The organism is Tumidithrix elongata BACA0141 (assembly GCF_036349135.1).
Lineage (GTDB): Bacteria > Cyanobacteriota > Cyanobacteriia > Pseudanabaenales > Pseudanabaenaceae > Tumidithrix > Tumidithrix elongata.
The window spans coordinates 72,734-91,428 of the sequence record NZ_JAZBJZ010000007.1 but is presented as its reverse complement, the minus strand read 5'-3'; the positions used below and the strand labels follow the sequence as shown (position 1 = coordinate 91,428).

Annotated in this window: 18 protein-coding genes; 7 read left to right on the top strand and 11 right to left on the bottom strand. The window is 46.0% G+C overall.

The features are described from left to right. Window positions 1-28: 28 nt before the first annotated feature. Window positions 29-1,624, bottom strand: a complete 1,596-nt coding sequence (locus V2H45_RS03370; RefSeq protein WP_330482204.1) for an AAA-like domain-containing protein — start codon at window positions 1,622-1,624, stop codon at window positions 29-31. A gap of 138 nt (window positions 1,625-1,762) precedes the next feature. Between V2H45_RS03370 and blaOXA the strand changes: the two genes are divergently transcribed. The 3 genes from blaOXA to V2H45_RS03355 all read left to right on the top strand — a co-directional run bounded on the left by blaOXA (window position 1,763) and on the right by V2H45_RS03355 (window position 5,024). After that, window positions 1,763-2,647 (top strand): class D beta-lactamase, encoded by an 885-nt coding sequence (gene blaOXA / locus V2H45_RS03365; RefSeq protein ID WP_330482203.1) that lies wholly within the window; start codon window positions 1,763-1,765, stop codon window positions 2,645-2,647. Between the two features lie 116 nt (window positions 2,648-2,763). After that, complete coding sequence (gene recO / locus V2H45_RS03360; RefSeq protein WP_330482202.1) at window positions 2,764-3,672, top strand: DNA repair protein RecO; 909 nt, start codon at window positions 2,764-2,766, stop codon at window positions 3,670-3,672. Continuing rightward, window positions 3,669-5,024: an MFS transporter gene (locus V2H45_RS03355; RefSeq protein ID WP_330482201.1), complete on the top strand. Its 1,356-nt coding sequence runs from the start codon at window positions 3,669-3,671 to the stop codon at window positions 5,022-5,024. The genes recO and V2H45_RS03355 overlap by 4 nt, the downstream gene beginning before the upstream one ends. A 146-nt stretch (window positions 5,025-5,170) precedes the next feature. Here V2H45_RS03355 and argS read toward each other — a convergent pair whose 3' ends face one another. The 3 genes from argS to folP form a co-directional block, all read right to left on the bottom strand. Next, complete coding sequence (argS, locus tag V2H45_RS03350) at window positions 5,171-6,943, bottom strand: arginine--tRNA ligase (protein WP_330482200.1); 1,773 nt, start codon at window positions 6,941-6,943, stop codon at window positions 5,171-5,173. A gap of 133 nt (window positions 6,944-7,076) precedes the next feature. Continuing rightward, entirely contained in the window at window positions 7,077-8,195 is a 1,119-nt protein-coding gene (locus tag V2H45_RS03345; protein WP_330482199.1) for a phosphotransacetylase family protein, read from the bottom strand. Window positions 8,196-8,326: 131 nt separating this feature from the next. Beyond that, window positions 8,327-9,178, bottom strand: coding sequence for a dihydropteroate synthase (gene folP, locus V2H45_RS03340; RefSeq protein WP_330482198.1), 852 nt, complete (start codon window positions 9,176-9,178; stop codon window positions 8,327-8,329). A 278-nt stretch (window positions 9,179-9,456) separates the two neighbouring features. Here folP and V2H45_RS03335 point away from each other — a divergent pair, with 278 nt between their 5' ends. Then, window positions 9,457-10,932: a protein adenylyltransferase SelO gene (locus tag V2H45_RS03335; RefSeq protein ID WP_330482197.1), complete on the top strand. Its 1,476-nt coding sequence runs from the start codon at window positions 9,457-9,459 to the stop codon at window positions 10,930-10,932. 1 nt (window position 10,933) lies between these two features. Then, entirely contained in the window at window positions 10,934-11,155 is a 222-nt protein-coding gene (locus tag V2H45_RS03330; RefSeq protein ID WP_330482196.1) for a hypothetical protein, read from the top strand. Between the two features lie 110 nt (window positions 11,156-11,265). On the opposite strand, the gene rpmA is transcribed toward V2H45_RS03330, so the two are convergent. From rpmA to V2H45_RS03310, 4 genes are all read right to left on the bottom strand, one after another. Then, window positions 11,266-11,553: a 50S ribosomal protein L27 gene (rpmA, locus tag V2H45_RS03325; RefSeq protein ID WP_330482195.1), complete on the bottom strand. Its 288-nt coding sequence runs from the start codon at window positions 11,551-11,553 to the stop codon at window positions 11,266-11,268. Between the two features lie 90 nt (window positions 11,554-11,643). Then, entirely contained in the window at window positions 11,644-12,012 is a 369-nt protein-coding gene (gene rplU, locus V2H45_RS03320) for a 50S ribosomal protein L21 (protein WP_330482194.1), read from the bottom strand. 218 nt (window positions 12,013-12,230) lie between these two features. Next, window positions 12,231-12,680, bottom strand: coding sequence for a pentapeptide repeat-containing protein (locus tag V2H45_RS03315; protein ID WP_330482193.1), 450 nt, complete (start codon window positions 12,678-12,680; stop codon window positions 12,231-12,233). Window positions 12,681-12,983: 303 nt separating this feature from the next. Then, window positions 12,984-14,018: a DUF3326 domain-containing protein gene (locus tag V2H45_RS03310; RefSeq protein WP_330482192.1), complete on the bottom strand. Its 1,035-nt coding sequence runs from the start codon at window positions 14,016-14,018 to the stop codon at window positions 12,984-12,986. Between the two features lie 95 nt (window positions 14,019-14,113). On the opposite strand from V2H45_RS03310, the gene V2H45_RS03305 reads away from it, so the two are divergent. Both V2H45_RS03305 and aroQ read left to right on the top strand, forming a co-directional pair. Beyond that, a complete protein-coding gene (locus tag V2H45_RS03305; RefSeq protein WP_330482191.1) occupies window positions 14,114-15,328 on the top strand; it encodes an EF-hand domain-containing protein in 1,215 nt (404 codons plus the stop codon). Window positions 15,329-15,383: 55 nt separating this feature from the next. Then, window positions 15,384-15,839 carry a type II 3-dehydroquinate dehydratase gene (gene aroQ / locus V2H45_RS03300; RefSeq protein ID WP_408648709.1) on the top strand — a complete coding sequence of 152 codons (456 nt, stop codon included), beginning with the start codon at window positions 15,384-15,386 and terminating at the stop codon, window positions 15,837-15,839. On the opposite strand, the gene V2H45_RS03295 is transcribed toward aroQ, so the two are convergent. The 3 genes from V2H45_RS03295 to V2H45_RS03285 all read right to left on the bottom strand — a co-directional run bounded on the left by V2H45_RS03295 (window position 15,807) and on the right by V2H45_RS03285 (window position 18,416). Beyond that, entirely contained in the window at window positions 15,807-16,904 is a 1,098-nt protein-coding gene (locus tag V2H45_RS03295) for a hypothetical protein (RefSeq protein WP_330482189.1), read from the bottom strand. The genes aroQ and V2H45_RS03295 overlap by 33 nt on opposite strands. Window positions 16,905-17,122: 218 nt before the next feature. Next, complete coding sequence (locus V2H45_RS03290) at window positions 17,123-17,437, bottom strand: P-II family nitrogen regulator (protein ID WP_330482188.1); 315 nt, start codon at window positions 17,435-17,437, stop codon at window positions 17,123-17,125. 4 nt (window positions 17,438-17,441) lie between these two features. Next, window positions 17,442-18,416: a sodium-dependent bicarbonate transport family permease gene (locus V2H45_RS03285; protein ID WP_330482187.1), complete on the bottom strand. Its 975-nt coding sequence runs from the start codon at window positions 18,414-18,416 to the stop codon at window positions 17,442-17,444. Between the last annotated feature and the right edge of the window lie 279 nt (window positions 18,417-18,695).

The following is an 18,695-nucleotide window of genomic DNA, read 5'->3' as shown; positions in this document are numbered from 1 at the left end:
ACAACCTATAACTTTGGGGGCTTTTTTTCTACCCTAAACTTCTCAAACACGCTCTCATTAGACCCAGATTTTTTAATCTATCTAATACTTCTACGCTCTGTTTTAAAGCTCCAAGTTGATCATTCTGTTGAAAAAGTTGTTCTACAGTCTTAATACCAGTATCGGCAATACTATTAACGAAAGAGCTTTCATTGAGTTGCGCTTTAATTACTATCCATGAACTCCCCATCACAGTAACTGTCAAAATTATTCCTGCAGTCTTTAGAGATCTCAGCAAGATTCGATTTGCTTTTTTTGCTGACTCTTTTGCTAAGCGTTCTACTTCAAATTGACGAACTGCTTCTCGTCTTTCCAAATTTCGACTCTCCCGCAAAAACTCCTCGTCCTGATCGCTAAGCCGCTTTCCCCGCGCCCAGACCTCCGCCTCCGCCAACGCCTCTCCCCGCAAGAGAAATCCCTGATTCTGTCCCTCTTCCGCCTCCTGCCAAGCCCGAAATGCCGACCCATAAACCTCTGGACGCAAATCCGCTAATTGACTCTCCACCCAAGCATTGTTAAATACTGCCGCATAAATCGGGTTGTACGATCGCAACTTTCCATCTCTTCTCACCACCAAACCCGTCAGCCGCAACTTCGATCGCTCCTCGCTGCGATCGTCATCTAATTCTCCATCATCCAAAACCTGCTGATAGCAGCCCAGCATTCGTCCGCGCAACTTCTCTTCTACACTCGTAACGCGATCTTTGATCGTCATCAAATGTGGTGGAGCATCCTGCGATTCCCAATTATAGATAATTCGCCTCTGGATCAAATCTTCGATCCATGGGGCGATATTTTCAGGTGGTTGCGCCATTAATGCCAATTCCTTCTCGATCAGCCCCAACACCCGTTGGATCAGAAAGGGTTGTCCGCCCGTCCACTTTACCGCTTCCTCTAGATAGGCTTGCGGGTTGGCGACCTTACTGGCTAAACCCTGCCCCAAAGGCATTGCCTCTGCCAGCGTAAACCCAGTCATTTCTACCGCAGTCCCGATATTAAACCCAGAGGTATTGCCGCTCTTAATCAAATCTGTCGGCGTTGCCACACCCAAAAATGAAAAGGTGAGGCGATTGTAATCGGGTTTCGTCGTGCGATCTTCAAAAAACGATCGCACCAAGCCAAAAAAATCATCCATGCCAAACTTGAGACTGAGCAAGCGATCGATCTCTTCCACAAAGATCGCGATCGGGGTATCGATTTCCCGTAGTACTACGGTTTCGATAAATTCGGCAAAGCGCTGTACGGGCGATAGCATCTCCCTTTCCTTGAGCCAAGCCCGTAGGTCAAAGCGCCCCTTGAGGTTCAAATCCCCCACCAAACTACGGATAGCACTGGCATACCACTGATCGCAGGTGACTTCCACGCCAATTTTCTGCGGATCGATCGTGGCACAGGTCACTCCCTCTGCTTGCAACCGATGCGTCACCCGTACCCGCAAACTCGACTTGCCCATCTGCCGACAGTTAAACACATAGCAATATTTCGCAGCCTTGAGCAGTTCGTAATAGTCGCGATCGCACTGCCGCTCGATGTAACTGGCTGCATCCGCAGGTAAACTACCGCCAACTTGATATACAAAAGTCATCCTGTGCCCTCCTGTACCCGCAAGTCTAGCATCTAGGGTTACTTTTGCCTCAGATCAAAAATTGGCTCAATGCAAAAGTCATCGAGAAAATGACAGCTTTTTATTGCCCAATCACTTTATGATTTCTGAGTCCTATCAATGCGGCAACGTAAATATATGTTTATCTTGAGCGCTCTCTATCTGAGTGGAATCCTTCATGGACTAGCTTGGGCAGCCCCAGAATCGAAACTAACCGAGCATGTCGTTATAACATCGCAAATCGCTACGGAACCCATACCCAAAAATTGGCAAGAACGCTCTGATTTTGGTAAATACTTCCAGCAGGCTGGTGTAAAAGGTACATTCCTTTTGTACGACCTTAAGGAAGATCGATATTTTGTCTATGATGCCAAACGAGCTAACACAAGTTTTTTGCCTGCCTCCACATTCAAAGTTTTCAACTCCTTAGTTGCCTTAGAAACGGGCGCGATCGCTGATGAGAATGTTGTGATCAAGTGGGATGGCATCAAGCGAGAGCTCCCAGAATGGAATCAAGATCAAACCCTGCGATCGGCGATCAAATATTCAACTGTGTGGTTTTATCAAGAGCTGGCAAGGCGGATCGGATCGACCAGGATGCAGCGTTATATCAACCTCGCAAATTATGGCAATCGAGACATTGGGGGTGGCATCGATCGCTTTTGGCTGGATGGCAAAATCCGCATTAGTCCTAAGGAACAAATTGATTTTCTAGTCAAGCTCTATCAAAACAAGTTGCCCTTCTCAAAGCGATCGCTGGCAATTGTGAAGGACATTATGATTCGAGAAAAGACCGATGAGTATGTTCTAAGAGGAAAAACAGGTTGGGCTAGTTCCGTAAAACCTAATATTGGCTGGTTTGTAGGCTATTTAGAACTTGGCGATCGCCCCTTTTTCTTTGCGATCAACATCGACATTCAAAAGCCTGATGATGCCAAGGCTCGTATCAACATCACCAAGCAGATTTTGAGCGCAATGAACCTGCTGCCTAAAACCAAAAACTAATAACCAAAAACTGATAACCGAAAACCCATAACTGCATTGTACGGATATACGCCACTTTATCTGATGTCCTCAATCCGTATAATTGCTATGTTGTCTATGACCTACACAAACCTCTTTTGTCTCGTACATATCGAACCATAGGCATTAATCTCAAAGGCGTGGCAATGGGCGAAAACGATCGCTTACTCACGATCCTGACCCGAGAACATGGCTTAATTCGAGCTGTGGCGGCAGGAGCGCGTAAGCATCGCTCGAATATGACAGGGCGATCGGGCTTGTTTGTGGTCAACGATCTGTTAATTTCGCCCGGACGTAGCCTAGATCGGATTAAACACGCAGAAACACTGCAATCTTTTATCGGATTAGGGCATAATCTCGCTAAGTTAACCGCCGCTCAGTACTTAGCTGAATTGACATTAATTCAAGCACTGTCAGCACAACCGCAAGAGGAACTGTTTGAGTTACTCACCGAGCATCTTATACGGTTGCAAAATGCTGAGAACCACAGGGTTTTGGCTTGCCTCGTTCATGGGGTTTATCACCTGTTAGCGATCGCGGGGTTTGCGCCCCAAGTTCATGCCTGTTGCTTCACTCAAGAAGCTCTGATCCCTCCCGCCGATTTGAAGTGGAGAGTAGGGTTTAGTTTTTCTGGGGGCGGCATTGTCAGCCTTTCAGGTAGTTCTGAAGTTCAGGGTTTTTCGGCAAAACCCCTACCCGTTAGATCGCAGCGCCCAGAGACAAATCTGACTGAAACTATGGTAGCTGAGCTTCAAGCTACTGAATATCAGACAATCAATCGTATAAAATTTACTGACAGTTTCAGTACGAAAATCGATCGCTATCTCAATGCTACCGAGTTAATCGCAATGCAATCCTTGGTTCAACCTGAGTTATCCCAAACTGTTTCAGATGTGCATTCCACAGCATGGCTTACGGTGGAAAGGCTGTTGCGTGCCTATGCACAGTATCATTTTGATAAGCCCATCCAGTCCGCTGCTTTGATCGACAACTGCTTCAACCTATGACCCATCTGTTTGACCCTCCTGCCAGCACCAATATTCCTAATTTGCCGCATCAGCCAGAATCACCGCAGCCGCAGGAGCCGCAACCGACTTCAGTTTTAAAAAATGCCAATTTTCTTTCGCTTTGGAGCGGGCAGATTTTTTCGCAGATTGCTGACAAGGTTTTTTTAGTCCTGATCATTGCGATCGTTTCCACACAGTTTCAAAACGAAGGCGAGACGATTAGCGGATGGGTGTCATCGGTAATGGTTGCCTTTACAATCCCTGCAATTTTGTTTGGGTCGATCGCTGGGGTTTATGTCGATCGCTGGTCAAAAAAATGGGTGCTGGTGACTTCAAACCTGCTGCGGGGTGTATTGGTGATGGCAACACCTCTGTTGCTATGGACAACCAAAGACTGGACGCCTTTGTGGGGATCGCCTGTAGGTTTTTGGGGCTTACTCTGTATTACCTTTCTCGTTTCTACATTTACGCAGTTTTTTACACCCGCAGAGCAGTCCGCGATTACTTTGGTGGTCGAAAAGCCCAATTTGCTCTCAGCAAACTCGATCTATACCACCACGATCATGGGAGCTTTGATCTTGGGATTTGCGATCGGGGAGCCTTTGCTGGTGTTTGCCGATCAGTTGATCCATCAGATTGGTAAAGAAGTCGTCGTGGGTGGCAGTTATTTGATTGCGGGTCTAATTTTATTACTGCTCCGCACGGGGGAAACCCGCGAAAGTCTGCATAAAGATGACTTTCATGTCTGGACAGATATTAAACAAGGCTTGCAATATCTCAGCACACAGCGATCGTCACTGGCGGCTTTATTGCAATTGGTTTGCACGTTTTCGGTGACGGCGGCGATGACGGTTTTAGCGGTGCGGTTGGCGGAGGTAATGCCCGAAATCAAATCGGAGCAGTTTGGTTTTTTACTTGCTGATGCCAGTCTAGGAATGGCTGTTGGGGCAGGGTTTGTGGCAAAGTTTGGCGATCGCTTCAGCCGTCAAAATCTGGCTCTGATTGGCTCGATTGGTATGGCAATTTTCCTGTCAGGGCTGGCAGTTTTTTGCGATCGCTTTTGGATTGGCTTGGGCATGATTGCGGGCACTGGAGTATTTGCAGGTCTATGCATGATCCCAATGCAAACGGTGATTCAAGAAGACACACCTGAAGAAAAACGGGGCATCGTATTTGGCTTACAAAATAACGCGATTAATATTGCACTCAGCCTACCTCTTGCGGTGGCAGGAATTGCGGAGTCTTATTTTGGCTTGTCAAAAGTGATTTTTGCGCTCAGTGCGATCGCGCTGGTTACGGGCTTTGTAACTTGGTATATTTCTAGAAAAATTGTGCCAACCCCAGATGCATAGAAGCATCTTAGCTCTAAGTTTGCTGGGAAATTAGAGGTCAAGACATGGTATAGGGAATGATTCTCACCTCTTTTGACGCTCAGTTTGGGCAATACGCATTAATGTGGAATTGGACTAGGTCACGAGCGTTGGAGCCATAAAAGAGATTACATTCTCTCTAGGACTTTGATACCCAACAAATTGAGTCCTAGTTTCAAGGTTTTTGCCGTGATGTGACAGAGACAAAGGCGCGAAGTTCGCTCTGGTTCTGGTGAATCAAGCACAGGACATTGTTCAAAAAATTGATTGAACTTCTGACTTAGTTCAAATAGATATTGGCAGAGGCGGTTAGGGAATAAATCTTCTCCGACAGCTTCAATCACCTCTGCGAGTTGCAGCAAATGTTTCGCCAAGACAAGTTCGGGCTCTGTGGTGAGATGAATAGACTGAGAGCTTTCTAAGCTGTCGAAATCAATCTCTCCTTTGCGCCCAATTCCCCTAACGCGCACATAGGCATAGAGCATATAGGGAGCCGTATTGCCCTGAAGTGCTAACATCTTGTCAAAGCTAAAGCGATAATCGCTCGTGCGATTTTGTGACAGATCGGCATACTTTACTGCACCTAATCCGACGGCTTCGGCTACTTCTTGTTTAAATGCCTCGGCTGCCTCTGGGTTACGAGCTTCGATATCGATTTGGGCGCGGTCGATCGCTTCGTCAAGTAGGCTCTTTAGAGTAATCGTATCGCCCGATCGCGTCTTGAGCTTTTTACCATCTTCGCCCAAAACTAGACCAAACGCGACATGGGTAACTAGCATGGCATCTGGCAACCATCCCGCCCGTTTGGCAACTTGAAAGACTTGGGCGAAATGTCCAGACTGCCCCATATCCGTGACGTAAATGATGCGATCGGCTTTGTCTTGGGTAATGCGATAGCGCAGAGCTGCTAAGTCAGTGGTGGCATAGTTATAGGCTCCATCGGATTTCTGCACGATTAAAGGCAGTGGTTCGCCTTCCTTATTCGTAAAGCCTTCTAAAAACACGCATAAGGCGCCTTGGTCTTTTTGCAATAGACCGATCTGCTGCAAGTCCTCAACCACATTTCCTAAAAGGGAATTATAGAAGGATTCCCCACGCTCGATCAGTTGAATATCCAGCGCATCATAGAGCTTCTGAAATTCGCGGCGAGACTGTTCGCAGAGTAGCTGCCATGCTTTGGTTGCCTCAGGCTGCCCTGACTGCAAATCCACCACCGCTAAACGAGATGCGTCTTTAAACTCAGGATCTAAATCGAAGCGTTTTTTAGCTTCGCGATAGAGCGTCACCAAATCGCCCAATGCCAGCGCGTCTGATTTGGTCAGGGCATCGGGATAGGCTTCCTTGAGATAGGTAATCAACATACCAAACTGCGTACCCCAATCCCCCACATGGTTTAGCCGTAGGACATCATGACCTTGAAATTCCAGAATGCGGGCAATGCTATCGCCAATAATCGTTGATCGCAGATGTCCGACATGCATCTCTTTGGCAATGTTAGGACTAGAGAAATCGACGATGACGCGCTGAGGTTTGTCTGTGGGGGCAATGCCTAAGCGATCGCTCTTTTGCATCACCACCATTTGCGCTTCGATAAAGTCGCGCTTGAGGAAAAGATTGATAAAACCAGGGCCTGCGATCGTGGGTGGTTCGCAAAGATCGCTGACATAGAGATGTTCGATAATCTGAGCGGCAATATCGTGGGGCTTCTTTTTTAGCTTTTTCGTGAGTCCCAAGGCGGCATTACATTGATAGTCACCAAACTTCGTATCTTTGGCAGGCGTAACCGAAGGATCGAAGTTTGCAGCAAATTCTTGATTTAAGGCTGCGTCTGTTCCCTCAAACGCTTTCAAACAAGCCTCTGTAAATCTTGCTTTTAACTCAGATAAAATTGAAGTAGACATTCGTTCCGTTGTAAGGCTTCTAAGGAATGGAAATTAAATAGGATCGAACTCGGCTATAACGCATCAATCCCATATGCGTTAAGCTGCGTTAACTCACTCTACGCAAGAATTCGGAGTGATTAAATTCACGATCCTAAGCAGACAGAACAGGCTCAAGCCCTAAGATGGTCAGTAAGCGATCGAACTGAAAATATTCTTTCATCATGGCACAGATGCTCTCGACCTTCACGCCTTCATGCAAGCGCACCTGACCGAGACAAGCTTCAATAATTTCCACGGTGGTCAAGGTGTCTTTATTCACAGCTAGTACGGGCACGCCCAACTCGTTTGCCCGATGGGAAACATCGCCACTCAACATCGGGGGCCCCGTGAGAATGAGGCAGTTGGTTGAGGTTTCTAAAGCAGCAAGTTGCAGGTCGATCCGATTGCTGCCTGTGATCACAGCCTTGTTATAGGACTTGCGGAAAAAGATCTGCGCCGAATTGACATCCATTGCCCCAATTTTTAGCTCTTCAACCATCACACTATCAAAGTTGATGTTTTCAGGGCGGCATAACACCGTTGCTCCGAGTTGATCGATCAACTCAGACACGCTCACGCTTCTAAGAATGCGATTTTCAGGCATCATCGCCAACACAGGAATGCCTAGAGATTCGAGATAGGGCTGCATGACTTCGATCGCATTTTCGCGCTGATCTTCGGGAATACCGTTGATCACGACACCCAACAAGCGATCGCCTAGCCTTTGTTTCGCAGCCAAGACATGATCGATCACCAGTAGAGAACCAAACCGCATGACCAGCAATATGGGTGCATCTAACAGATCGGACATCTCATGCAAAGATAGACCGAACAAAGCCCCCTCGGCTGTATTGGCAGGTGCTTCGACCAAAATCAACTCGCCATCTAAGTTTTGGTTATATTGACTTAGTTCGGCGCGATAGTCTTTGGTGTCTTTTCCCAGCAAGCGACCTAAGATCGTAGGCTTGTCTAAATTCAGCAAGGTCGGCCTCGAACAAGCTGGCGGTAGATTGAGGGTTTGGGTAATAAATGCCACATCCGCTTCTAGGGTTTGGACGGATTCAGGCAAATCCTTAGTGACAAACGTCCCTAGTGGCTTACCATAGCCAATCTGAATCCCCCTTTCCTGTAAATGCTTTGCCAGCCCCAGTACTGTCGATGACTTACCACTACCAGCCCTTGTTGAGCCAATCAGTAGATGCTTTGCCTTGGGCTTTATATCCTTGGGCACTTATGTCCTTGCTCCCAACACTACAATAAATTTGAGTTGTCTCTATCTGGTTATTTTAACTGAATTGTTACCTAGAGAACACGTCACGGTGAACGTTCTTTAGTTTGAGTTCTTGCTAGGAGATGCCACAATCAGACACGAAAAATTGCGTCACCCACCCGACAGACATCACCGATCTCGATGGGGTCATGCACGCGCAAAATATCCGCACCGCCTGCGATCGCTGCCGTACAGGCAGCCGCTGTTCCCCATAGCCGATCGCTGGGGTTGGGGCGATCGCAGAGCTTACCAATAAAACTCTTGCGCGAAACACCCACCAGCATGGGGCAACCAAGCTCGCGAAATTCTCCCAAGTCTCGTAAAAGTGTGAGGTTGTGATCTAGGGTCTTGCCAAAGCCAATTCCAGGATCGATCGCAATCAGATGTTTGGGTAATCCACAGGCGATCGCCACAGAAATCGCATCTGCCAAAAACTGTTTGACTTCTCGAACCACATGTTTATATTGCGGATCGGATTGCATACTGCGAGGCGAACCCTGCATATGCATGAGAATCAAGGGAACCTGATGTTTTCCTGCCAGCATCAACATATCAGGATCGAATCTGCCTGCCGAGACATCATTGATTACATTTGCACCCGCTTGCAGGGCTAACTCCGCCACCTTTGCTTTTGTCGTATCGATCGATATCGGTAAGTGAGGATGGGCTTTGCGGACTGCCTCAATTACAGGAATCACCCTCGCCAATTCTTGTTCGGCATCGATCGCGATCGCCCCCGGTCTTGTAGACTCGCCACCAATATCTAGGATATCGACCTGCTCTGCCATGCGATCAGCCTGTGCCACTGCCGCTTCGGGCGAATCAAATAGCCCACCGTCGCTAAAACTATCAGGCGTGACATTGAGCACACCCATCAAATAGGTACGCTTACCCCAAATAAACTTGCGATCGCCGATCTGCCAACCCAAAGATGCCAAGGTCATTATGTTTTCATAAATGCTCAGATCATTGTACATACAACAACTTTTAGATTCTGTGCGGTACATGTATTACATAATGTTTAAAATCCCAATACCGCTAGATTTTTTTCCTGTCCTTAACTTTTTATTCCGCAAACCCATCTGCCCTGAGCTAATCAAAGGGAGTCTGGGTTATCCTAAACCTGCTGAAGCGTTGAAGCAATGAAGCCCGAACCTCACAAGCCATTTAGGATTGCTATACTAGAGCCCAATCCAAGTCTTTTTTGCCTTGAAGAATCCCCATGAATCCAACCTTAGAAATGCAGTCAAAATCTACTTCCACCAATCCTTTTTTGCGGCTTAACTACGAACCAGCGATGGAATCTTTGGGAGAAGATTATGCGGATGTGGTTGCTGCTGCCCAATTCCCTCTTCATCTTTTACGTTGGCGCAACGATCGCGTACTTACACAAATCGGACTCGATCCTGCACAGGTTAGCGATGATGATTTTATTGAGGCCTTTGGTCATTTTCAAGCGGTACGTCCTTTTCTCGCACTTCGCTATCACGGCTATCAATTTGGCGAATATAACCCACAATTAGGAGATGGACGCGGTTTTTTGTACGGACAAGTACGTGGAATCGATGGAGAACTCTATGACTTTGGTACGAAAGGTTCGGGGAGAACCCCCTATTCCCGCACTGCGGACGGACGGCTAACGCTCAAGGGAGGAGTGAGGGAAGTCCTAGCCTCTGAAGCTTTATATCGCATGGGTGTGAGAACTTCTCGTTGCCTGAGCATGATTGAGACAGGGGAAGATCTATGGCGAGGTGACGAACCTTCACCCACACGTTCCTCTGTGATGGTACGGTTTAGCCGATCGCATATTCGATTTGGGACATTTGAACGTCTCCACTGGCACGGACGGGCTGATTTGGTACGGAAACTTTTAGACCACACGATCGCGGTCTATTATCCCCACCTATGGGGTAAAGAATCGCAAGACGCACTCTTTTATGCGGAGTTGGTGCAGCGCGTAGCTAGGCTCGTGGCGCAGTGGATGGCAGCAGGATTTTGTCATGCCGTATTAAATACAGACAATATGTCAATCACAGGGGAAAGCTTTGATTATGGTCCCTATGCCTTCATTCCCACCTACGATCCTGCCTTTACGGCTGCCTATTTTGACTATTCTCGCCGTTATTGCTACAGCAATCAGCCTGCCATCTGTTATTGGAATTTAGAAATGCTGCAAACGCCCTTAAAATTGGCGATGTCAGGAGCAGATTTAACCGCAGGGTTGGAACAGTTTAAAGAACATTATCGCAGTGCTTATTGTGAGATTATGTTGCACAGATTGGGGCTGGAAACCCTTTCTGTCCCAGAAGCTGAAGAAATCATCACCTTAACCCTTCAGTTTTTGGCTGAGACGCAAATGGGCTATAACGACTTCTTTATCAAACTGCGTCAGGAATTTCATGCCAATTGGCGAGAAGATGTAAAAAACATCTGGAGTCAGGATAGCCTAAAACCCAAAGACGGAAACACTTTAGCTGAACCACAAATAAAAATTTTGGATAACTGGCGATCGCTCTACCATCAATTTCTGATTCGCTTGCCTATAGAAGAAATGGAAGCGATCGCGCAACGACTGATCCAATCCAATCCCTTAAAAATCTTACTCAGACCTGAAATCCAAGCGATATGGGAGCCTATTACCTTAGAAGATAACTGGCAACCCTTTTATGACTTGATCGAACAGATCCAAGCAAGTTGAGTTGTTGCGTTTATCGCGCCCTCATCCCCAAAATAGTGCCTTAACGACTTTTCAACGCTTAGAGCAGGATGCAAAAAATCCGCCGCACTCCGTACATTCTGCGATCGATGCGAATCATGAAAAAGATTTGGACATCGAGCCGGCAATTCTCAAGACTCAACTGTCAGATGCCGATCGCACCCCTCCACAGTCAACCGATGATGCTGGAGATAACGCTCAATAGACATGGTTATTCGGCAGGAATTCTACCAACCAAAAAGGGAGCTAGGCACTGCCTTTGCTCCCTTTAAATTATGTTTAGTTGGAATCAGATAGTTGCAATTTAGCGATCGCCTACACTGCGGCTGTCTCTGTAGCTACTTCAGTTGCAACTGGATAAACGCTGATTTTTTGGCGAGTTTTACCAAGTCTTTCAAATGTGACGATGCCAGCAACGGTGGAATATAGAGTATCGTCACTGCCAATACCTACATTATTGCCGGGGTGAAACTTGGTTCCACGTTGACGGACTAAGATGCTGCCTGCGGTAACTTTTTCACCACCATAACGCTTAACACCTAAACGCTTAGCATTAGAGTCGCGCCCGTTACGCGTACTACCCGTACCTTTCTTATGTGCCATGACCTAATAACCTCTAACTTTACTAAATGAATTACGCAGGTTGAACTTAATCAGACCCATCTAAAGCGAATTGTCTGAATTCTCGAAACTCTAGACTGCCACAGGCTCGTCTACTTTAATATTGTTTGCATTGAGTACCACACCATTTAGGCTAATGGCATCTACCATAATGCGTGTTAATGTTTGGCGGTGCCCATTTTTTGAGCGGGTCTTCTTTTTAGGCTTCATCTTGTAAACAATTACTTTCTTTGCCTTCAAGTGTTGCCTAACAGTTACTTCTACCGCTGCCCCTTCTACCAAAGGTTGTCCAATACTGATATTGCCATCAAGATTAACAAGGTAGACATCTGTAATGGTTAGTTTTGTATCTGGTTCGGCATGGAGAAACTCTACATCGTAGAATCTGCCTGTCTCGACCCGATATTGCTTACCACCTGTTTGAATAATTGCGTAGCTCATAATTTGAATTGATGTTTAGATGCCGTACAGGTAATCGGATAGTTAATCTCCGACTTTGGTGCATTCACCTGATCCGAGCGTAAATAATTGCACAGTCTTTAATCGTAACATCAAAATATGCTTACGCGTATAGATTAAGCACAAAAATCTCGGTGTCTCTAAATAACAAGATTAAAGCTCCTGCCGCAAAAACTTCTGTTTAGGCGTCTGCGATCGCATTAGCAATCTCGGTTAGAAATCGTACCATCGGGCATCGTGGTTTGGCAGAGTTTCACCTTGTCTAGGTTTACTCCCGTTAGATTTGCGCTTAAAAGATCGGCTTCTCTCAGGTCGGCACCATCGAGCTTAGCATTTGTGAGGTTCGCAAGCATTAATTTAGCGCGGTTAAGATTTGCCAAGCTTAAATCGGCTCCTGTTAAGTTGGTGCGACTTAGACTAGCGAATCTGAGATTTGCTGCTTTTAAATTTGCCTTACTTAAATTAGAGCCGAGAACATAGTTGCCCTCTAGGTTCGCAGCAATAAAATAGGCATTGCTGAGGTCGCAATTTGCACATTCTTGAGTTTCACGTAGCTTGACAACATGGTTTGGATTGGCTGCATAAACGGCTGTAGGAAGTAATAACAAGGTCATAAAGACTAAAACAATAAGTGCGATCGCTTGTTTCATAATTCCAATTTGCTTTTCTATCTAAACTGACAAAAGGTACTGACGAAAGGAGCTTTTAATCTGAATAATTCCCCTTTTCATAAAAATGTTATACCTCTACCTATTATGTCTATACAGCTAAAGAGAAGCCCTAAAGAAGATATCCTACAAACTCTTAAGAAGCGATCGCGAGGATTTGGCAAAATCTTAACTAAGTCAATTTGATATAGCCTAAACGAGTTCTAATTCATTTGTAGCCTAGGCATCTTGCCTGCAAGAGCCAGAAGCCCTTACCGCATTCGCAAACAATTAAGCCCCGCAGGTTCAAACAATTAGGCTGGTGTAAGTTACACCGGCACGGATCGCAGCCAGCACGCCGATCGCTTCTAGGTAATTTTGCACCCTAATTCCATCCATTCCTAACAACTCTGGGGTGACATTAAGGGCAGTGGTATTGGATTCTACAAAAATCGATTGCGTCGTTTTTTGCTGGTTTAACGCGATCGTCGCGGCTCCGCCGCAGGCACTGCTCGGCGAAATCACCACGTCAATATCCGCAGCCCATAGGTCGCCCGATTGGCGATCGGCAAGATTTGTGACCAACTGTGGCGCTCGACTCAAACCCACCAACACACAGGGTAAAAATGTATACCCCAACTCTTCGGCAGCAGCACGAGGCGAAATCGTAGGATCGAGCGGTAAAGGCTGCAATGCAGGCGCATGAGCGCAAGGAATGCCAAATTCTCGCACGATCAAATGGCTGATCACTGCCTCTGCCCCAGCCAAAGCATCAACCCCTTGCCCTTGACGATAGGCCTGTAACATTTCTAAATCGGAATCATCGGGAAATTTTGCTACCACCGCGATCGCATTAACGTTGGCTGTGTGAATTAATTTGGCGGCAGATCTCAATAAACTATCAGGCTGTGCGATCGTGCCCCATGTTGCCCCAGAATGACCAATTTGCAACGCTACACCCAGTGGCAGATCGGTTGTTATGGTCTCCACGATATTTAAGCCTAAGGTTGCCTGAGCTGCCGCGATCGCCTGCCGATGGCGTAGCTCTAAATCAGGTGGAATTGCACGATCTAAAATCACCCCAATGCGATTGCCGTGGGTCGGACGCAGACCCCAGTTTCCTTGAGCGACGCGATCGATCGCATAGCCCTCCACATAGAGCACATTGGGCATCGACCAATACAAACTTGCGCCATTCAGTACATTAGGATGAGTAATCAGGGTATCAGCAACCGCAGCGATCGCTCTTGCCACAGGCAAAGCATCTCCTGCATAGCCACCAATCGCAGCTTTGATCCCTGTAGGAATTAGCATTAACACCGTTAGAGGGCGACGGAACATGGGTAAAATCGTTATGATGAGTCAGACAAATAGCTGATAGTATCTTGTTCGGTAGATTGTTATACCTATTTAAAGTGTGATACCAAAGCGCAACCATGTTGACAGAATTGCAGAAGAGAAAGCTGAAGCTGTTTTTTCAGATGCTAGATATCAATCAAGATGGTTTTGTGGGAGAAAAAGACTTTGAACTCATTAGCCAAAACTTTTCGCAGCTCTACAAATGGTCTCTAGACTCTCCTGAATTTGATGATATTCAAGATCAGTTTACGTCTCAATGGCATGGCTATTTACATCTTGCCGATCGCAATGGCGACGACCTCCTCTCTGAGGAAGAATTCATCGAGAACTTCGATCGCCAATTTGCCGCAAAACAAGGCTATGATGCGCCGCTATTTAAGCAGTTCATCCGTACGATGTGCGATATTCTAAATGTCTCTGGAACTGGGGAAATTTCACAGGAAGAGTATTTTTATTTTTGCAAAGCCCATGGGCTTCAGGATGATGAGATCGAGGTAGGTTTCCAGAAAATCGATCCCATAGGTCTAGGCAGTATTTCTAGAACAGAATTTTTGCGGGCTATCCGAGAGTTTTTTTGCAGCAATGACCCCAATTCATCTGGGAACTGGATATTTGGCGATTTTGATTATAAAAGTATCCATCCTGTAGACACATTCAACGAAGCAGAAACGGAAGTGGAAGCGGCGGCAAAGGTAACATCTGCCGAAATCGTAGATAATATCCCTGTTGAAATGGTAGACGATATACCTGCTAACTTGGATGACTATCCTCTACCAAGCTTAGAACTCGATCGCACGGACGATTCACCGCAGGAGCGATCGCCAAAGTTTACGAGCTATTTTTCTTATGTCCAAGCTAGGCTAGAGCCCATCTTACTGGAGTACATTGGGCCTGTTGCCTCCATCTACCTCAATCAAGCAACCCTTCAGGTTTTCAGTATCCCAGATCTGATCGAGCGATTGAGTCAATATGTACCAGCCACAAGGCAGGCTGAGTTTCAAGCTGCAGTTAATACTGAGATAGAAACCATTGATGCTGAGTTAAAGCAGGGAATCAGCACTAAACCTATATCACTCTCTCCCTTGACGAATGTTACGAATGACCAAATTGGTCAAGATTTTATCGATCGCTGCGAACAAGAACTGATCGATATCATTGGGCCCATGGCACGCCTGATTTTACAGAGAACCCTAGCTTTAGAACCCTCTTCGCAAACGCAGTTGGTGGAGCTGTTGGCGCAACAGTTACCCAGTCCTGCCTATGCTACAAAATTTCGCGATCGCTTTTCCTAATGCGAATGCGAACGTTTCTATTCCATCTCAATCTATAAAAATATTTCCATTACCCATGAAAATCCTCATTCTGCACGGTCCCAATCTAAACATGCTAGGGAAGCGGGAGCCAGAAGTCTATGGCAGTCTCAGCTTGGCAGAAATCAATCAGATTCTCACCCAAGATGCTCAAGAGCTTGGCGCTACCTTAACGATTGTGCAGTCCAATCACGAAGGCGTTTTAATCGATACGATTCATGCAGCATGGCAGCAACAGCATGGCATTGTGATTAATCCGGGTGGGCTTACCCACACAAGTGTATCGCTCAGAGATGCGATCGCCTCAGTCAACATTCCTACCGTGGAAGTCCATCTCAGCAACATTCACAAACGTGAGGAATTTCGGCATCATTCCTTTATTGCACCTCTAGCGATCGGACAGATAAGTGGCTTTGGGATGGAGAGCTATCGTTTGGGGCTTAGAGCGATCGTATCTCATTTAAGGCTGGCGCTGCCAAAGCCCACGTCCTGAATCTAGAATTTGCATTAAGTCGCGATCGGATACAGCTCCAGATCGCATGCAAACCGTGCGAAAGCAGACACGACCATCTTCCATTGTGACTGAACGATCTAGGGGGAGCGATCGCACCTGAGAGTCTGCACCCAGGGTAGTGGGTGTCAGCCAAGTAATCTTAAGCGCTTGACCTTGTTCTGTAAGCCGATCTAGATAGTTAGCACTTTCTCTTTTGAAATTTGGCACGCCCCTAACTTTGACGATCTTTCCATCGGAGATCGTGGCATCAGGTTTTGCTCCATCTTTCAAAACGTAGGCAACTTGTAAGGGATTATTCGTGAATAAGCTTTCCTGAGACAGGACGCATCCCCGCTTAAATCCATTAGGTAAGCTATGAAAAGCAGGAGTAGGGTAGCCACGACCCACAGGTAATTTGAACTGTTCCCACCGAGTGCATTGTTCTGAACTGGCTTCGGGAAGACTTGCAGTGCAGCCTAAGCGATCGAATTTCTCGAATAGTTGAAACAACTCTGTAGCAGGTTGACCTGTGCCGAGGTGTGTTGGGTGCGTCAAACCTCTGGGAAAGAAATAAGGACTCACCACAGGTTGGCGAGTTTCAAAGGTTTGAACGATTTGGGCAGTTCCCAAAGTATTTCCCTGACGGATAATGACTAAGTTGTCATCCGTAATAATTCGATCGTTAGATATTTTTCCCTGCCTAAAATCTAAATAACTACCACCATCCCCCGAACCATCCGCACCACTACCACCGAACACAATACACACTCGATTTTTCACGTTTGAAGAATAGATAGCGATGTATTCTTCCCACCCCTCCCAACGGCCTAGGAAATTTGCCACGGCTGGGTCAATTTGCGACCAAGCTTGAGTAAAAGTACTTAGCTGTAACTTTTGATCGGAAGTTCTGCGATCTTTAAACGGTGCAGATGCTTTACTGAGATCTATGGTTAGTCTTTGGATTTCTGCATCAGTTGGCAAACGGCGAACCTGTGCCCAGATTGGCAAGGTTTGAACATCTAACCACACTGAGGCTGTAATTAAGGCTATAAGGATTTTCTTCATAGGTTTAGGTGTTTGTCAATCAAAAAAATACCTGTATTACCTAGCTTTAATGTCTCAATAGGCTCAGCATTTCCAACTTTGAAGAGGGATAAATGATAGCGATTTTCATGTCAGGGTCAATAAAAGAGTCGTTCTAAATTACTTTTCAGTAAGGTTTGGACTGCGCTTAGTCAATGCTTAGGCAACAGAAAATCGCTAAACATTTTTGGGGGATTTACCTATAGTGATGCCACGCATTTTAGAGAACGAATCTCCATAACATCAGAGATGTAACAGGTTCCACCAAATTTATTGAGAATGGGTCTAATATGCTCTACCACGGGCTTAAGATGTTCGGGCATACAAAAGGCAATGATATAAACGTTCTCGCCCATCAGCGTGTCTAAATCTTCCGTTGCTTCTCCTCGTAATCCCTTACCAGTCACATTGTGAATTACAGCATGACCGTGAACGCCCGATTGATCTAGTCCATCTAAGATTTTATTGGTTTCAAAAGAATTGGCAATGATTTCTATTTTTTTAACAAGATGCATATAATTATCTCCAGAACAATTCAATTCCGTATAAATAGAGTGGAATTCCCACAATAATATTGAAAGGGAACGTTACTGCTAAAGCAGTTGAAATATATAGACTTGGATTTGCCTCGGGGACAGTCATCCGCATTGCTGCTGGGACAGCAATGTAAGAAGCACTAGCACATAAAACCGCAAACAATAGAGCATTTCCCTGCGGCATCCCAATTAACTTAGCAATCAATAATCCAATCGCTGCATTCAGAATTGGAATCAAAATCGCAAACGAGATCAGAAAAACGCCAGTTTTTTGTAAGTCCTTAATTCTTTTTGCGGCGACCAAACCCATATCTAGTAAAAAGAAGGTAAGAACGCCGTAAAACATGCCTTGGGTAAATGGTTCCAAAACTTTCCAGCCATGCTCGCCAGTCAAAACGCCGATCAAAAGGCTGCCGACCAAGAGAAAAACCGAACTGTTAAGAAAAGCCTCTCTCAGTACTTCAGACCAAGCAAACTCTTTTTTCTCGCCTTTCCCTGTCGTAAATACGCTGACAAGAATTAAACCGATAATAATTGCAGGCGATTCCATCAGAGCTAGAGCCGCTACCATATAGCCATCAAAGGCAATGCCAAGCTCAGACAGAAAGGCACTGGCTGTAATAAAGGTGACAGCACTAATCGAACCATAGGTCGCCGCGATCGCAGCGGCATCATAGGCATCCAGTTTGAGCCTCAGAATAAAAAAGGTGTAAATCGGCACAAACATAGACATGAGCATTGCTGCTAACATTGTCAGGATGACTTCTTGGGTGATGCCACTTTTGATCAGTTCTACGCCTCCTTTAAACCCGATCGCAAACAGGAGATAAAGCGAGAGAAGTTTTGGAATAGGTACGGGAATTTCTAGATCGGACTTAGCAAATACAGCACCCATTCCTAGAAAGAAGAACAGAATCGCTGGGTTCAAAATGTTGGATACGATTAAACTGGCATCCATGTCCATTCCTCCTGATAGCGATCTACCTGAAAATTACTGAAAGTTTGTATCATAAAAAAAAGTAACGGCTGCAACATGATGTATCGCGTATTGCTACCTAATGTCAATGAATCCTCAAGCATTGTAAAGATCGGTCAATGATGCAGAGTTCTGTTAACGTCAGTTCGAGATAAGAAAACCTGAAACGCTATACATCCCAAGGATCCCCCCCAGCCCCCCTACCCTTCGGGAAGTCGCTGCGCGGCTAGGAAAAAAGGGGGGAGAACTCACTTGTCCCCC